At 65.6% G+C, this 16,790-nt stretch carries 14 protein-coding genes; 6 read left to right on the forward strand and 8 right to left on the reverse strand.

All coding sequences use genetic code 11. The features are described 5' to 3' along the window. Positions 1 to 285: 285 nt before the first annotated feature. Entirely contained in the window at positions 286 to 1,122 is an 837-nt protein-coding gene (locus tag AKN83_RS03795; protein WP_050402116.1) for a metallophosphoesterase family protein, read from the forward strand. A gap of 6 nt (positions 1,123 to 1,128) precedes the next feature. Here the strand turns inward: AKN83_RS03795 and AKN83_RS03800 are convergent, their stop codons facing one another. The 4 genes from AKN83_RS03800 to AKN83_RS03815 form a co-directional block, all read right to left on the reverse strand. Beyond that, positions 1,129 to 1,377: a hypothetical protein gene (locus AKN83_RS03800; protein ID WP_050402117.1), complete on the reverse strand. Its 249-nt coding sequence runs from the start codon at positions 1,375 to 1,377 to the stop codon at positions 1,129 to 1,131. 141 nt (positions 1,378 to 1,518) lie between these two features. After that, on the reverse strand, positions 1,519 to 2,541 hold the full coding sequence (locus tag AKN83_RS03805) for an NADP-dependent oxidoreductase (protein WP_050402118.1): 1,023 nt from the start codon (positions 2,539 to 2,541) through the stop codon (positions 1,519 to 1,521). A 263-nt stretch (positions 2,542 to 2,804) separates the two neighbouring features. Further along, positions 2,805 to 4,295 carry an IMP dehydrogenase gene (gene guaB / locus AKN83_RS03810; RefSeq protein ID WP_050402119.1) on the reverse strand — a complete coding sequence of 497 codons (1,491 nt, stop codon included), beginning with the start codon at positions 4,293 to 4,295 and terminating at the stop codon, positions 2,805 to 2,807. A gap of 201 nt (positions 4,296 to 4,496) precedes the next feature. After that, positions 4,497 to 4,742, reverse strand: a complete 246-nt coding sequence (locus AKN83_RS03815) for a hypothetical protein (protein ID WP_050402154.1) — start codon at positions 4,740 to 4,742, stop codon at positions 4,497 to 4,499. A gap of 141 nt (positions 4,743 to 4,883) precedes the next feature. Here AKN83_RS03815 and AKN83_RS03820 point away from each other — a divergent pair, with 141 nt between their 5' ends. After that, positions 4,884 to 6,371: an MFS transporter gene (locus AKN83_RS03820; protein WP_050402120.1), complete on the forward strand. Its 1,488-nt coding sequence runs from the start codon at positions 4,884 to 4,886 to the stop codon at positions 6,369 to 6,371. 526 nt (positions 6,372 to 6,897) lie between these two features. Here AKN83_RS03820 and AKN83_RS03825 read toward each other — a convergent pair. Then, positions 6,898 to 7,590, reverse strand: a complete 693-nt coding sequence (locus AKN83_RS03825) for an RlmE family RNA methyltransferase (protein WP_050402121.1) — start codon at positions 7,588 to 7,590, stop codon at positions 6,898 to 6,900. 33 nt (positions 7,591 to 7,623) lie between these two features. Then, complete coding sequence (locus tag AKN83_RS03830; RefSeq protein WP_083991910.1) at positions 7,624 to 8,667, reverse strand: Ppx/GppA phosphatase family protein; 1,044 nt, start codon at positions 8,665 to 8,667, stop codon at positions 7,624 to 7,626. 208 nt (positions 8,668 to 8,875) lie between these two features. Between AKN83_RS03830 and AKN83_RS03835 the strand changes: the two genes are divergently transcribed. Further along, on the forward strand, positions 8,876 to 11,248 hold the full coding sequence (locus tag AKN83_RS03835) for a xanthine dehydrogenase family protein molybdopterin-binding subunit (protein WP_050402123.1): 2,373 nt from the start codon (positions 8,876 to 8,878) through the stop codon (positions 11,246 to 11,248). A 170-nt stretch (positions 11,249 to 11,418) separates the two neighbouring features. Here AKN83_RS03835 and AKN83_RS03840 read toward each other — a convergent pair whose 3' ends face one another. Further along, positions 11,419 to 12,210, reverse strand: a complete 792-nt coding sequence (locus tag AKN83_RS03840; RefSeq protein WP_050402124.1) for a hotdog family protein — start codon at positions 12,208 to 12,210, stop codon at positions 11,419 to 11,421. A 136-nt stretch (positions 12,211 to 12,346) separates the two neighbouring features. Here AKN83_RS03840 and AKN83_RS03845 point away from each other — a divergent pair, with 136 nt between their 5' ends. The 3 genes from AKN83_RS03845 (at position 12,347) to AKN83_RS03855 (ending at position 15,873) form a co-directional block, all read left to right on the forward strand. Continuing rightward, positions 12,347 to 12,844, forward strand: a complete 498-nt coding sequence (locus AKN83_RS03845) for a YaiI/YqxD family protein (protein WP_050402125.1) — start codon at positions 12,347 to 12,349, stop codon at positions 12,842 to 12,844. A 4-nt stretch (positions 12,845 to 12,848) separates the two neighbouring features. Further along, positions 12,849 to 14,666, forward strand: coding sequence for an ABC-F family ATP-binding cassette domain-containing protein (locus tag AKN83_RS03850; RefSeq protein WP_050402126.1), 1,818 nt, complete (start codon positions 12,849 to 12,851; stop codon positions 14,664 to 14,666). A gap of 127 nt (positions 14,667 to 14,793) precedes the next feature. Beyond that, positions 14,794 to 15,873, forward strand: coding sequence for a D-TA family PLP-dependent enzyme (locus tag AKN83_RS03855; protein WP_050402127.1), 1,080 nt, complete (start codon positions 14,794 to 14,796; stop codon positions 15,871 to 15,873). Here AKN83_RS03855 and AKN83_RS03860 read toward each other — a convergent pair. After that, positions 15,870 to 16,772, reverse strand: coding sequence for a LysR family transcriptional regulator (locus AKN83_RS03860; RefSeq protein ID WP_050402128.1), 903 nt, complete (start codon positions 16,770 to 16,772; stop codon positions 15,870 to 15,872). The two genes, AKN83_RS03855 and AKN83_RS03860, sit on opposite strands and share 4 nt — an antisense overlap. Between the last annotated feature and the right edge of the window lie 18 nt (positions 16,773 to 16,790).

Consider the following 16,790-nt stretch of genomic DNA (forward strand, 5'->3'; position numbering starts at 1 on the left):
CACGGCTGACGCGATGGGCATCGTCACCCGATCCTGGACGGCCCGGCCCCGGCGGCCGCGAGCCCCGGCGATCTCGTCACCTCCCTGTAGAAAGCGATCGACGCCGGCATCGGCTGGTTCGACGACGCGGCGGATGGCGGGCTCGGCATGGTGGTGTCCGGGCTCGCGCCGACGGATCAAACAAGACATCAAACAACGCATCGAACAGGGCAGCGAAGAACACACTGAAATCGTCATCGTTCCGACTTCGCGCCGAGGCTATCATTCGGCCGAAAGGATCGATGCATGCCCCAGTTTCGTCTGACACAAATCTCCGACACCCACCTCGCGCGCCGCTTCAAGCCGCTCGTCGACAACTTTCACCACGTCAGCGAGCACATCGACGCAACGCGTCCCGATCTCGTGCTCAACTCCGGCGACGTCTCGTTCGACGGGCCGACCAGTCGCGACGATCTGGTGTTCGCCAAGCAGTTGCACCGCGCGCTGCCGGTCGATTGCCTGTATCTGCCGGGCAATCACGACATCGGCGACAATCCGACCGCGGTCGGTCCCACGCCTTCACAACGGCCGACCGAAGACACGCGTCGCGCCTTCACCTCGGTGCTAGGTGAGGATCGCTGGCATTTCGACGCCGCCGGCTGGTGCTTCATCGGCCTCAATTCGCTGATCATGAACACCGGCCTCGACAGCGAGGCCGCGCAGTTCGACTGGCTGGCCGCAGCGCTCGACAAGGCCGTCGGCAAACCGGTCGCGCTGTTTCTGCACAAGCCGCTGTATCTCGACGTGCCCTATGACGCCGAACGCGTCGAGACCGCGATCCGCTACGTGCCGCAGCCGGCGCGCCGCCGTCTGATCGAGATGTTCGGCAAGGTCGATTGGCGCCTGGTCGGCAGCGGTCATGTGCACCAGCGCCGCGACTACACGTTCGAGCATGTCAGACATATCTGGGCGCCCTCGGCCGGCTTCGTCATTTCAGATGCGCGACAGGAAGTGATCGGGATCAAGGAAGTCGGCTTGGTCGAGTACCGCTTCCAGCCGGACAGCTTTGAAGTGCGCCACGTCAGGGCCAAGGGTCAGGTCGATGTCGACCTGGACATGCTGCTCGGAAAGCAGCCGGCTTGAACCGGCTCAGCTCCGCGCCGCGTCGTGCAGGTCCTGCTTGATGACGGTGAGCAGCGCCTGTAGCGAGTCCTTGTTCGGCTGCGGCGCCGCCGGCGCGGACTGCACGCGCGGCTTGGGCCGGACCGGCTCGGCCGCCGGCTCGTCCGCGACAAATTTTCCATGCAAAACGTCGTCGCGGCGGCCCATGACGAACATCGTCGCCCAATAGCCGAGCGCGAGGAGAATGACCCCGACAACAATAGCTTCAAAAACCATGGCTACACCTGAAATATAGCCATATTGAATCAAGTGCCGCGGGTCTCCGTCAAGCAAATGGGGGCCGAAAAGCCCCCAAAACCCCGCCATTGTGGCGTTTTTGATACTTTGTTGCGCGGAATGCGAGATGAATGGGCCCGCTCAGGCCTTGTCCGGTCCGATCCGGACCAGCTGCTTGCCGAAATTGGCGCCCTTGAGCAGGCCCATGAAGGCCTCCGGCGCGCTGTCCAGGCCCTCGGTCACGAACTCCTTGTACTTGACCTTGCCCTCGCGCACCCACTGCGACATGTCGCGCAGGAAGTCGCCATGCATGGCGGCGAAGTCGCTGACGATGAAGCCGCGGAAGGTCAGCCGCTTGGTCAGGATGTTGCGCATCATCGCACCGGCCCATTTCGGGGCGTGCGCCTCGGTGTCGTTGTAATGCGCGATCAGGCCGCAAACCGGAATCCGCGCGAACGCATTGAGCAGCGGAAACACCGCGTCGAACACCGCGCCGCCGACATTCTCGAAATAGACGTCGATGCCCTTCGGGCAGGCTTCCTTGAGCTTCGCCGCAAGGTTGGGATCGCGGTGATCGAGGCAATCGTCGAAGCCGAGCTCGTTCTTGACGTAGGCGCATTTGTCCTTGCCGCCGGCGATGCCGATCGCCCGCGCGCCCTTGATCTTGGCGATCTGGCCGACTGCCGAGCCGACAGCGCCGGACGCCGCTGCAACCACCACGGTCTCGCCCGCCTGCGGCTTGCCGATCTCGAGCAAGCCGGTATAGGCGGTCATGCCGGGCATGCCGAGCACACCGACCGCGGTCGAGATCGGCGCGATCTTCGGATCGATCTTGGCAAGGCCCTTGCCGTCGGACAGCGCATGGGTCTGCCAGCCCGCGCGCGACAGCACGATATCGCCCTTGGCAAAGGCTGGATTGTTCGACGCGATCACCTCGCTCACCGTGCCGCCTTCCATCACGCCGCCGACCGGCACCGGCGCGGCATAGGACGGACCGTCGGCCATGCGGCCGCGCATATAGGGATCGAGCGACAGCCAGATGGTGCGCAACAGCACCTCGCCCGCGCCCGGCGTCGGCGGCGTGTAGTCCTCGAGCCTGAAATTGGCCGGCGTGGGCTCGCCATGCGGGCGCGAGGCCAGAACGATGCGCTTTCCTTGGGACATTTGGCTTTCCTCTTGAGGTGATTGGTTCGTGGCGCACACGTAGTCATGCAATCCAGCTCCCCGCAAGGGAGATGGATTTGCTCTTTCGCGCGCGCTTGTTTGAAATGTTGTTTGAAATGATGGGCGTCATGCCGAACGACGTCGCCCTAATACGACCATCGTCATTCCGGGGCGTGCGAAGCACGAGCCCGGAATCCATTCATCCACCACCGATGAGGCTCGATGGATTCCGGGCTCTCGCTTCGCGAGCCCCGGAATGACAGTTACACCCCGCCCGGATAGTTCGGGGATTCGCGCGTGATGGTGACGTCGTGGACATGGCTCTCGCGCAGGCCCGCGCCGGTGATGCGGACGAACTCGGCCTTGTCGTGGAAATCCTGGATGTCCTTTGCACCGACATAACCCATCGCCGCGCGGAGACCGCCGGCGAGCTGATGCATCACGTTGCCGACCGGGCCCTTGTACGGCACCTGGCCCTCGATGCCCTCGGGCACGAGCTTCAGCGTGTCCTTGATGTCCTGCTGGAAGTAGCGGTCGGCCGAGCCGCGCGCCATCGCGCCGACCGAGCCCATGCCGCGATAGGCCTTGTAGGAGCGGCCCTGCCACAGGAACACTTCGCCGGGCGTCTCGTCGGTGCCGGCGAGCAGCGAGCCGACCATCGCGATGTCGGCACCGGCGGCGAGCGCCTTGGCGAGATCGCCGGAATATTTGATGCCGCCGTCCGCGATCACAGGCACGTCGGCCTTCTTCGCCGCCGCCACCGCATCCATGATCGCGGTGAGTTGCGGCACGCCGACGCCGGCGACGATGCGCGTGGTGCAGATCGAGCCCGGGCCGATGCCGACCTTGATGCAGTCGGCGCCGGCATCGATCAGGGCCTGCGCGCCGCCCTCGGTCGCGACATTGCCGGCGACGACCTGCACGGCGTTGGAGAGCCGCTTGATGCGGTTGACGGCATTGAGCACATGCCTGGAGTGGCCATGCGCGGTGTCGACCACGACGACGTCGACGCCGGCATCGATCAGCCGCTCGGTGCGCTCATAGCCGGTCTCGCCGACCGTGGTGGCGGCGGCGACACGAAGCCGGCCCTGCGCGTCCTTGCAGGCGAGCGGATGGGCGACGGCCTTTTCAATGTCCTTCACGGTGATCAGGCCGACGCAGCGATATTGATCGTCGACGACGAGCAGCTTCTCGATGCGATGCTGGTGCAGCATCCGCTTCGCCTCGTCCTGGCCGACACCCTCGCGAACGGTGACGAGGTTCTCGTGCGTCATCAGCTCCGAGACCTTCTGCCTGGGATCGCTGGCAAAGCGCACGTCGCGGTTGGTCAGGATGCCGACCAGCTTGCCGGGCACGTTCTTGGCGCTACCTGTGACGACCGGAATGCCGGAAATGCCGTTTTCCTTCATCAGCGCCAGCGCGTCGGCCAGCGTGGCCTCGGGACCGATGGTCAGCGGGTTGACCACCATGCCGGATTCGAACTTCTTGACCTGGCGCACCTGGGCGGCCTGGCCTTCGGGATCGAAATTGCGATGGATGACGCCGAGGCCGCCGGCCTGCGCCATCGCGATCGCCATCCGAGCCTCGGTGACGGTGTCCATCGCGGACGCCATGATCGGGATGTTGAGCTGGATCGCGCGGGTGACGCGCGAGCGGATATCGACTTCCGAGGGAAGGACGTCGGACAGACCGGGCTTCAGAAGCACATCGTCGAACGTGAAGGCTTCGCGGATAGCCGGAAATCCCGTGGCCATTGCCAACTCCTTATCTGCGGCCGAGCCGCGATGGTCTTACGGATGAGCGCTACCTGCGGCGACGCTCGCTGCGTCACCGTCGAATCGGCGCCCATCGGTGGGGTTGACGCCGGTCGATAGCATGGCGGCATGACGAATCAAAGTGTTTGCCAGCCATGCACAGGCTTTTTGCGGGCCGGTCGAGAGGCCCTGCAGCCTGGCTTAGCGATATCCCTGCGGCGGCCCGTACCGGCGGATCGCCTCGACCACCTCGCGGTGGCGGCGGTCTTCCCGCTTCATGTGGACCGCGATCAGGGCATGTGCCGACGGCACCAGCAGCAAGACGTGGAAAAACAGCCCGAAAATCGCGCAAAACACGATCAGGACCAGATTGAAGATGGCCGAAAACGGCTGTCCGTTCAGGAGCAGCCCGATCGGCGGCAGCAGAGCGGCAAGAACGTAGATCACGGCGCGGACCCCTAACGCTGGCGGATGCATAGCAGCGTCACGCTGGATTTAGGGCGTTTGCCCGGTTCCGCAATAGCGTGGCGCGGGGCAGGATGATATGGCCCCCTCGCCCGCCTTTTTCAGCACAGCTGTCCTATTTTGATGAACAAGCAACGCCTGATCCCGCTCATCGTGGCCACCGCCCTGTTCATGGAAAACATGGACTCCACGGTGATTGCGACCTCGCTGCCGGCGATCGCCGCCGATATCGGCACCAGCCCCCTGACGCTGAAGCTCGCGATCACCTCCTATCTGCTGTCGCTCGCGGTGTTCATCCCGGCGAGCGGCTGGACCGCCGACCGCTTCGGGGCCCGCATCGTGTTTGCCGGCGCGGTTGCCGTGTTCATGCTGGGGTCGATCGGCTGCGCGCTGTCGTCCTCGGTGACCGATTTCGTGTTCGCCCGCATCCTGCAGGGCCTCGGCGGCGCGATGATGACCCCGGTCGGGCGGCTGGTGCTGCTGCGCTCGGTCGACAAGAGCGCGCTGGTCAACGCGATGGCCTGGGTCACGGTCCCCGCGCTGATAGGGCCGGTGATCGGGCCACCGCTCGGCGGCTTCATCACCACCTATTTCTCCTGGCACTGGATCTTCCTGATCAACATCCCGATCGGGCTGCTCGGCATCTTCCTGGCGCTGAAGTATATCGACCCGATCAAGAGCGGGGATCCCGAGCGTTTCGATCTGGTGGGACTGGTGCTCGCCGGCATCGGGCTCGCCGGCATCGCCTTCGGGCTGTCGGTCGCAGGCCTCAATCTGCTGCCGTGGCCGATCGTCGCCGCGCTGGTCGGGGTCGGCACCGTCTCGATGACGCTCTACCTCATCCACGCCCGGCGCACCGGTTCGCCGGTGCTCGATTTCGGCCTGCTGCGGCTACCGACGATGCGGGCATCGATCGTCGGCGGCTTCATGTTCCGGCTCGGCATCGGCGCGCTGCCGTTCCTGCTGCCGCTGTTGATGCAGGTCGGCTTCGGCCTGTCGCCGTTCCAGTCCGGCCTCGTCACCTTTGCCTCCGCGGTCGGCGCCATGGGCATGAAGACGCTGGCGGCGCGCATCATCAAGGCCTTCGGCTTCCGCAACATGATGACCGTGAATGCGGTGGTCAGCTCGGCCTTCCTCGCCGCCTGCGCCCTGTTCACGATCTCGACGCCGCTGATGCTGATCTTCACCATCCTGGTGGTCGGCGGTTTCTTCCGCTCGCTGCAATTCACCGCGATCAACACGGTCGCTTATGCAGAAGTCGAGGCGCCGCAGATGAGCCGCGCGACTACCCTCGTCAGCGTCAACCAGCAGCTCGCGGTGTCCGCGGGCGTCGCGGTCGGCGCGTTCTCGGTCGAGACCACGCTGGCGCTGCATCACCAGACCGAGCTCTCCGCCGACGTGTTCGGACCGGCGTTCATCGTGGTATCGCTGATCTCGGCAGCGTCCGCCTGGTTCTTCTGGCAGATGCCGGTTGACGCCGGCAACGAGATCGCCGGCCGCAAGGCGATCGACATCTCGAGCCGCAAGGGCGCCGAGAAACGCGCCGCCTCCGACGCCCTCAAGGCCGCGACCGAGGATACGCAGAACGCGCGGGATCAGCGGCTCGGCTAGTTTGATCGAGTGAGCCGTTTCCGAAGCACGGACACTGCAAGCCGCCGTCCGGCCATGGCCAGGCCCTTAGGGGTGGCCGGTCATTCCGCCTGGCTGTCCTCGATCCGGACGTTCAATAAATTCGTATGCGGGAACGTGGGTCGCTTCCAGCCACGATTCCAGCGCAGCTCCGCAGACCATGCAAATCGCGTCACCTGTATGCGGCACCAAGACCTTCTCTTCAGTGCGTCTGTACTGAGCGCCGCAATTGCATTGAACAATGGTCGCCATGTGAGAGACATGCGCCTGCGATATCAGATTTTTCAGCCCTGCAAGAAACGGCCCCAGTGCGCGAAATCCGACGCTGCACCAAGGCCGCCAACCCGGTGGGGGTTTTCTCCCGGTGGGCTTGGGCGGGCATTGGCCGGGAGCAATGGAGTCGACTCCGGCCAGGCGCCAAGGTTCCAACCGTTCGCGCTGAAATATCGTGCCGCGCGTGGGATCAGCGGCTGAGGTGGGTCCTGTCTCCTTCCCTCAATGACGATCTCTACGATGACGGCTGCTGCCGTCCACGAAACCCCGTCGCCAGCAGGTAGCGCTCGGAGGAATCCTGCCGGCTGGCGGACGGCTTGACGTGACGCACGCTGGCGAAATCGCGCTTCAGCTGGCCCACCAGCTCGGCGTCGGCGCCGCTCTGGAACACCTTTGCCAGGAACGAGCCGCCGGGATTGAGCACCTCGCCGGCAAAATGCGCGGCAGTCTCGACCAGGCCGATGATGCGCAGCTGATCGGTCTTGCGATGGCCCGTGGTGTTGGCAGCCATGTCGGACATCACGACATCGGCGCGGCCGCCCATCATCGCGATCAGCTTTTCCGGGGCGTCATGGTCGAGGAAGTCGAGCTGCGCGAAGGTGACGCCGGGAATCTCGCCCATCTCCAGCAAATCGATCGCGACCACCTTGCCCTTGCCGTCAGCGGCACCGGTGCGCTTGGCCGCGATCTGGCTCCAGCCGCCCGGCGCAGCGCCAAGATCGACGACGGTCATGCCCGGCTTGAGCAGGCGATATTTGTCGTCGATCTCGAGCAGCTTGAAGGCCGCGCGAGAGCGATAGCCCATCGCCTTGGCCTTGGCGACGTAGGGATCGTTGAGCTGACGCTCGAGCCAGAGCTTTGACGACAGTTTTCGCTTGCCGCCGCTCTTGACCGTGACGTGCAGCCGCCCGGTGGTGTCTTTCGCCATGATCTTTCTTGGATTGCTGTGACTGGGCGTGTTCTAGCACGCCCGCAGCGCGCCGTCCTCGCGCATCATCTCGACCAGCATGCCCTCGCGCAGGCCGCGGTCGGCGACGCGCAGCCGCGGCAGCGGGAACGCGTTGCGGATCGCGTCGAGGATGGCGCAGCCGGCGAGCACGAGGTCGGCCCGCTCGACGCTGATGCAGCTGTTGTTGACGCGCGCCTCGTAGCTCATGCCGAGCAGCTTCTGGATCGTCGCAGTGACGTCGCGATCGTTCATCCAGATGCCGTCGATGCGGCGGCGATCGTAGCGCGACAGATTGAGGAACACGCCGGCGAGCGTGGTCACGGTGCCCGAGGTGCCGAGCATGTGCATGTCGCGCAGATCGCGGCCGTGCTCGGCCGCGAACGGCGCGACGTGGCGGGCGACCTCATCGATCATCTGCGCATACAGATCCCTGGTGACGTTCCGGCCGCCGAAATGCTCGGCCAGCGTCACGACGCCGAGCGGGATCGACATCCACGCCTTGATGCGCGGCGGCGCATCGGGCGCTTCGGGATCGCGCTCGATCCGAACCAGCTCGGTCGAGCCGCCGCCGATGTCGAACAGGATGGCGCCCCGCCCCTTCGGGTCGAGCAGCGGGGAGCAGCCGATCACGGCAAGCGTCGCCTCGGTCTCGCGGTCGATCACCTCGAGCTCGATACCGGTCTCGGCCGCGACGCGCGCACGAAAGCTCTCGGCATTGCCGGCGGCGCGGCAGGCTTCGGTGGCGATCAGCCGCAGCCGGCGGGCCTTGCGATAGCGGATCTTGTCGCTGCAAATGGCGAGCGCGGCGATCGCCCGCTCGATCGCGGCCTCGCTGATCGAGCCGGTGGCGGCGATGCCCTCGCCGAGCCGGATGATCCGCGAGAATGAGTCGACCACGCGGAACCCGTCGCCGGTGGGACAGGCGATCAACAGCCGGCAATTGTTGGTGCCGAGGTCGAGCGCGGCATAGACGCCGCTTTCCGCGGCCGCCGCAATCAGCCCTGACGGGGCTTCGCCGGCCGGAGGGCCGTCACAAAGCCGCACATAGTCATTCATCAAAACACTGTCTTTCCGCAGACCCCCGAGGGATCCAAAGGGCCGCCGAATAATTGTCGTTCACGGAAACTTTAGCAGCGTCAAAGCCCTGCGCAACTCCGTTCACATTGGGTCCATGCCCAATCGGGCGTTGTCGTTAAGGGGGGCGTGCGTTATCTCCTCAGCGTCCCCAAACTCCAGCAAATCCGGGCATTTCAGGTCATTTTCGATGCAAGATCATACGCCGCCCGCCTATCTCGAAAACGCTATCGCACTGCAAAAATACGGCGTCGGACAGCCAGTTCGACGAAAGGAGGACGACACCCTGGTGCGCGGCAAGGGCAAATACACCGACGATTTCTCCCTGCCCGGCCAGGCCTACTGCTGGATGGTTCGCTCCTCCCACGCCCATGGAATCATCAAGGGGATCGATACGGCCGCCGCGAAGGCGATGCCGGGCGTGCTCGGCGCCTGGACGGGCGCCGACCTCGCAGCCGCGGGTTACAACCCCTTCACCTGCGGCCTGCCGCTGAAGAACCGCGACGGCTCGCCGCTCAAGCAGACCAACCGCCCCGCACTCGTGACCGACAAGGTGCGCTTCGTCGGCGATCCCATCGCCTTCGTGGTCGCCGAGACCGCGGCACAGGCCCGAGATGCCGCCGAAGCCGTCGAGGTCGACATCGAACCGCTGCCAGCGGTGACCGACGCGGCCGAAGCGGCCAAGCCCGGCGCGCCGCAGCTCTATGACAACATCCCCAACAATGTCGCGCTCGACTATCATTATGGCGACACCGCCAAGATCGAAGCGGCATTCGCCGCCGCCGCGCACGTCACAAAACTCGACATCGTCAACACCCGCGTCGCGGTGGTCTCGATGGAGCCGCGCGTCGCGCTCGCGCATTATGACAAGAAAGCCGAACGCTTCACGCTGCAGGTGCCGACCCAGGGCGTCTCCGGCAACAAGGCGATCCTGGCGCGCCTGCTCAACGTGCCCGCCGACAAGGTCCGCATCCTCACCGGCAATGTCGGCGGCTCGTTCGGGATGAAGAACCTCAACTATCCCGAATACACCTGCATCGCGCATGCGGCGCGCGAGCTCGGCCGCCCGGTGAAGTGGCTCGACGAGCGCTCGACCAGCTTCCTGTCCGACAGCCAGGGCCGCGCCCAGCTGATCCATGCCGAGCTGGCGCTCGATGCCGACGGCAAGTTCCTCGCGGTGCGGCTCTCCGGCTACGGCAATCTCGGTGCCTACATCACCGGCGTCGCGCCGGGCCCGCTGTCGCTCAACACCGGCAAGAACCTCGCCAGCGTCTATCGCACGCCGCTGCTCGGCGTCGACATCAAGACGGTCCTGACCAACACCACGCTGATGGGCGCCTATCGCGGCGCCGGCCGGCCCGAGGCCAATTACTACATGGAGCGGCTGATCGACGCCGCCGCCGACGAGATGGGCATCGACCGCTTCACGTTGCGCAAGCGTAACTTTATCAAGCCGTCGCAGCTGCCGTTCCCGGCCGCCTCCGGCGTCACCTATGACAGCGGCGATTTCGCCGGCGTGTTCCAGAAGGCGCTGGAGATTTCTGACTACGAGAATTTCGTCAAGCGCAAGAAGGAGAGCAGGAAGAACGGCAAGCTGCGCGGCATCGCCGTCGGCTCCTATCTCGAGGTCACCGCGCCGCCGTCTGGCGAGCTCGGCAAGATCACCTTCGAGCCCGACGGCTCGGTGAAGCTCACCACCGGCACGCTCGATTACGGCCAGGGCCACGCCACCCCGTTTGCGCAGGTGCTGTCCGAGCAGTTAGGGGTGCCCTTCGAGAAGATCACGCTCGAACAGGGCGACAGCGATCTGGTGCGGTTCGGCAACGGCACCGGCGGCTCGCGCTCGATCACCGCGACCGGCCAGGCCATCGTCGAGGCCTCCGCGCTCGTCGTCGAGAAGGGCAAGAAGGCCGCCGCGCACATGCTGGAGGCCTCCGAGGCGGACATCGAGTTCGGCAATGGCCGCTTCACCATCGCGGGCACCGACCGCTCGATCGGCATCATGGAGCTCGCCGAGCGGATGCGCGCGGGCAAGATGCCGGAAGGCACACCCGAGACGCTCGACGTCGATCACGCCACCAAGGAGACCGCGTCGACCTTCCCGAACGGCTGCCACGTCGCCGAGGTCGAGATCGATCCCGACACCGGCGTGACGCGGATCGTGCGCTACTCGGCGGTCAACGATTTCGGCACCGTGGTCAATCCGATGATCGTCGCCGGCCAGCTCCATGGCGGCGTGGCGCAAGGCATCGGCCAGGCGCTGATGGAGGAAGTCAGCTACGACGCCTCCGGCCAGCCGATCACCGGCTCGTTCATGGACTACGCGCTGCCGCGTGCCGGCGATGTGCCGTCGATGCAGGTCGGCGATCATCCCTCGCCGGCGAAGTCCAACCCGCTCGGCACCAAGGGCTGCGGCGAGGCCGGCTGCGCCGGCAGCCTGGTCTGTATCGTCAACGCCGTGGTGGACGCGCTGTCGGAGTACGGCGTCAAGCACATCAACATGCCGCTGACGCCCGAACGCGTCTGGCGCGCGATCCAGGACGCCAAGGCGAAGGCGGCGTAAGGGCGTATTGCCGCCACTGCCGCTGCCCACACCACTGTCATCGCCTGCGAAGGCGGGCGATCCAGTATTCCAGAGACGTCAGCGATAGAGCCGAGAGGCCGCGGCGTACTGGATACCCTGCATGCGCGGCGTATGACACCTGTGGGCGTGAACGGTTCTTGCTCCCTTCCCTACGCCGCAGCCTGCTCGCGCGGCTGGGTGATCGCGATGTGCCAGCAATGCGCCAGCGGCACGCCGTTGCCGAGCGCCAGCGCGTCGAGCTCGACGAAGCGGTGGCCCTTCTTGTCGTAATTGCCGATCACCTTGGCGCGTGCGGTCAGCTCGTCGCCGATCTTGCCGGCCGACAACAGCTGCATGCGGGTGCCGACATGAATCCACGGCCCGAGGATCGCATTGTCGACCAGCACCTTGTTCATCACCCGCGGCAGCAGGCCGGGATGGCCGAGACCTTCGCGCAGGTAGATCGGGTCGGTCTCGCGGATATCGGCGAGATATTCCTTGGCGGCATCGCCGGACCAGGCGCGCGGGATCGCGCCGAGCCACTTGCCCTCTTCATAGGATGACGCACTGACCGGCTTGCGTTCGGCGACGGCGGCGACCTGCTTGTAATCGTCGAGCACGAATTTCGGCGCAGAGGCCGGCAGCGACGCGGTGCCGGTGGCGCAGAGTTCGCCGCGGCTATGGAGCTCGATCATGAGCCCATTGCCGGTCTCCCGGCCGGTCAGTTCCGCGAACTCGCCGTCATAGACCGGCTTGACGAAGCGGGCCTCGATCAGGCCGCGTTCCAGGAAATCGCGGCCCCATTTCTCGACCGGCAGATGCATCATGTAGGCCATCACATCGACGCCCGGCACCAGACCGCCGGAAAAGCCGAACTTCCGCGCCACCGTGTCGTCGTGGATCTTGTTCTCCGACAGTTTCGAGGTGTTGTACGCCGAGACGCGATAGGTCAGCGAAACCATGGGGTTTTCCCTTATTTCCGTTGCTTTTCTGGCGACAATGGTAGCCGAACGAAAAGACGTGACAAGCCTCTCGTTTTGCTCGCAATTTTCCGCACCATGGAGTACACGCAGGCCGCGCCTGCCAGCCAATGAATCGATGACTGAAACCCCCGCCCAAACCCGCATCTATGTCGACGCCGACGCCTGTCCGGTGAAGGACGAGATCTATCGCGTCGCGATCCGGCTCGGCGTGCCGGTCAGCGTGGTCGCGGGCAATTTCATCCGCGTGCCGCAGGATCCGCTGATCGAGCGCATCGCCGCAGGTTCCGGCATGGATGCCGCCGACGACTGGATCGCGGAGCGCGCGCATGAAGGCGATGTCGTCATCACCGCGGACATTCCGCTGGCGAGCCGCTGCGTCAAGGCCGGCGCCGAGGTGATCGCGCCGAACGGCAAGCCGTTCACCGAACAGTCGATCGGCATGACACTCGCGGTGCGCAATCTGATGACCGATCTGCGCTCGTCCGGTGAGATTACCGGCGGCCCGAAATCCTATTCGCCACGCGACCGCTCGAATTTCCTGTCGACGCTCGACCAGACCATTCGCCGCATCCAGCGTCGTCGCGCCGAGCAGGCGCCGGCAAACGGGGCTTAGCGCGATGGCTCCGCCTCCTCTCATCCAGCTCAAGGACATCAGCCTGACCTTCGGCGGCACGCCGCTGCTGTCGGGCGTCGAACTGTCGGTCTCAGCGGGCGAACGTGTCTGCCTGATCGGCCGCAACGGCTCCGGCAAGTCGACCTTGCTGCGGATCGCGGCCGGGCTGGTCGAGCCCGATGCCGGCAGCCGTTTCGTGCAGCCCGGCGCCACTATCCGCTATCTGCCGCAGGAGCCGGACTTCGGCGAGCACAAGACGACGCTGGCCTATGTCGAGGCCGGCCTTGGTCCCGGCGACGATCACTACCAGGCGCGCTACCTGCTCGAGCAGCTCGGCCTCACCGGCGAGGAAGATCCCGCGCATGTCTCCGGCGGCGAAGCGCGGCGCGCGGCGCTGGCACGCGTGCTGGCGCCCTCGCCGGATATTCTGCTGCTGGACGAGCCGACCAACCATCTCGACCTGCCGACCATTGAATGGCTCGAAGGCGGACTGGAGAGCAGTCGCTGCGCGCTGGTCCTGATCAGCCACGACCGCCGCTTCCTCACCAATCTGTCGCGCACCACCGCCTGGCTCGACCGCGGCCAGATCCGGCAGATCGAGCGCGGCTTCGGCGCGTTCGAGGCATGGCGCGACGAGGTGCTGGAAGAGGAAGAGCGCGAGCAGCACAAGCTCGACCGCAAGATCGTCAACGAGGAGCACTGGCTGCGCCACGGCGTCTCCGGCCGCCGCAAGCGCAATGTCAAGCGGCTCGGCAATCTCTTTGCGCTGCGCGACCAGCGCCGCAACTATCGCGGCGCCACCGGCAACGCCACGCTCGCCGCCGCCGAGGCCGAGAAATCCGGCCGCCTGGTGATCGAGGCGAAGACCATCACCAAGGCCTATGGCGAACGCACCATCGTCGGCGGCTTCTCAACCCGGATCCAGCGCGGCGACCGCGTCGGTATCGTCGGGCCGAACGGCGCCGGCAAGACCACGCTGGTGCATCTTCTGATCGGCAACGACCCGCCCGACACCGGTTCGGTGCGACTCGGGGCCAATATCGAGATGGCGACGCTGGATCAGCATCGCGAAAGCCTCGATCCGAAGCTCACGCTCGCCGAAGCTTTGACCGGCGGCCGCGGCGACCATGTCATGGTCGGCGACAAGTCGAAGCACGTCATCGGCTACATGAAGGATTTCCTGTTCGCGCAGGAGCAGCGCGGCACGCCGCTGGAAGCCCTCTCCGGCGGCGAGCGCGGCCGCCTGATGCTGGCACGTGCGCTGGCCAAGCCGTCGAACCTCTTAATCCTGGACGAGCCGACCAACGACCTCGATCTCGAGACCCTCGACGTGCTCGAGGACATGCTCGGCGATTACGAGGGCACCGTGATCCTGATCAGCCACGACCGCGACTTCCTCGACCGCGTGGTGACGTCGGTGATCGTGCCGGAAGGCCAGGGCCGCTGGATCGAATATGCCGGCGGCTATTCCGACATGCTGGCGCAACGCGGCGCCGATGTGAAGCGCGAGACCGTGAAGGCGGACGGCGCGATCGAGGAGAAGAAGGAAGCCAGGGCTGCGGCTCCCGAAGCAGTACCGAGGCGCCGGCTGAGCTTCAACGAGAAGCATGCGCTGGAGACACTGCCGAAGACCATCGACAGACTGCACGCCGAAATTGCAAAACAGCAGAAGCTGCTCGACGATCCCGACCTCTATGCGAAGGATCGCAAGAAATTCGACGCCGCCTCTGCCGCGATCGCCAAGGCCCAGGACGAACTCGCCGCAGCGGAGGACCGCTGGCTCGAACTCGAAGTACTGCGTGAAGAGATCGAACAGGCATGATCATGATGATTCGTGCCGTCATTGCGAGGAGCGGAGCGACGAAGCAATCCATGCACCCGCATATGCCGGCAGATGGATTGCTTCGCTCCGCTCGCAATGACGGAAAATCTGGAATGGAGCCGCCCCGATGACCACACCCCTCGCCGCCAAGATCGCCAAGGAATACGGCACGCCCTGCGCCGTGATCGACATGGACCGGGTCGAGCGCAACATTGCGCGCATCCAGAAAGCCTGTGACGAGGCCGGCATCGCCAACCGGCCGCACATCAAGACGCACAAGAATCCGATGCTGGCGCAGCTGCAGATCAAGGCCGGCGCCAAGGGCATCACCTGCCAGAAGCTCGGCGAGGCCGAGATCATGGCCGACAGCGGCATCGACGACATCCTGATCAGCTACAACCTGCTCGGCGACGAGAAGATGGCGCGGCTCGGCGCGCTGCAAGGCAAGGCCAACGTCACCGTCGCGGCCGACAATTCGGTCGTGGTCGGCGACCTGCCGAAGGCGGCCGCCGCCTCCGGCCGCCCGCTTTCGGTGGTGGTCGAATGCGACACCGGCCGCAAACGCGCCGGCGTCGAGACGCCAGCCGAGGCAATCGCGCTGGCGCGCGAGATCGCAGGCTCGAAGGGCCTGAGCTTCGCCGGCTTCATGCTGTACCCGACCGAGACGGGCTGGGCCGATGCGCAGAAATTCTACGACGAAGCGCTGGCCGGCGTGCGTGCCCATGGTCTCGACGCGACCATCGTCTCGACCGGCGGCACGCCGAACCTCGTCAATCTCGGCAAATTGAAGGGCGGCACCGAGCACCGCTTCGGCACCTACATCTACAACGACCGCATGCAGGTCGCGGCCGGCGTCGCGACCTGGGATGACTGCGCGCTGCATATCTATTCCACCGTGGTCAGCCGCGCCGGCCCCGAGCGCGGCATCCTCGATGCCGGCTCCAAGACGCTGACCTCGGACACCGGCGGCCTCGAAGGCCACGGCCTGATCCTCGAACATCCCGAGGCCAAGATCGGGCGCTTCGCCGAGGAGCATGGCTTCCTCGACCTCTCCCGCAGCAACACCCGGCCCAACGTCGGCGACGTCGTGCGGATCGTGCCCAATCACGTCTGCGTCGTCGTCAACATGATGGACGAGGTCGTGATGGTGCGCGGCGACGAGATCATCGGCGCGTTGCCGGTGACGGCGCGCGGGAAATTGCGCTAGCCGCGGATCAGCGCCTGCAACTCGCGATCCAGCGCTGAGCGAAACACCTCGATCGGCCGCGCCAGGCGGCCGGCGGGCGGACGGTGCACGATCCAGGCGCGTACCGCCGGATTGAAATCCGCGATCTTCACGGTCTTGAGCCGGCTGCGGATCGGGCTTCGCTTCAGCGCCACCGGCGTGACCAGGCCGATGCCGAGCCCGCGCGCCACCAGCGACAGGCGCAGTTCGCTGTCGAGCGCCTCGACCGCGATGTTGAACGGCAGATGCGCCGCATCGAAATGGCGTTTCAGCGTCTGACGGAAGCCGCAGCCGTCCTGGTTGATCACCCAGCCGGTCCGCGACAGCCATTCGAGATCGACTGACTTCGGCGTCTTCATGTCGCGCGCGACGACGAACACGACCGGCTGCGCGCCGAGATCGTCGGCCGCGAGATCGTCTGATGGCGCAGTGCCGTCCGGGAGGCAGATCGCCGCGGCGTCGAGCTCGTTGCGACTGACGCGCTCCATGTGATTGGGCGACCAGCCCGAGACGACGCGCACCGCAAGCGCAGGGAATTCGCCGCGCACCGCATCGAGCGGCCCAGTGAGCCCCGCCTCCGACAAAAACGGCGTCAGGCCGAGCCTGAACTCGCCGCGCACCACGCCGTCATTGGCGACGCCCGACTTGAGATCTTCGAGCATGCGCAACACACGGCGGCCCTGTTCATAGGCCTCGATGCCCGCGGCCGTCGGCTTCAGCGGCTTCGACAGCCGGTCGAGCAGCTGCGCGCCGAGCATCTCCTCGAGATTCTGGATCCGCCGCGTGACGCCGGGCTGGGTCAGGTTCAGCCGCGCCGAGGCCGCGACGATCGATCCGGTTTCCACCACGGCGACGAACGCCACGAGGTCATGGGTATTCATAACATTCTCGCATATTCT

Origin of the sequence: Bradyrhizobium embrapense, from assembly GCF_001189235.2 — a bacterium.
Taxonomy (GTDB): Bacteria; Pseudomonadota; Alphaproteobacteria; order Rhizobiales; family Xanthobacteraceae; genus Bradyrhizobium; species Bradyrhizobium embrapense.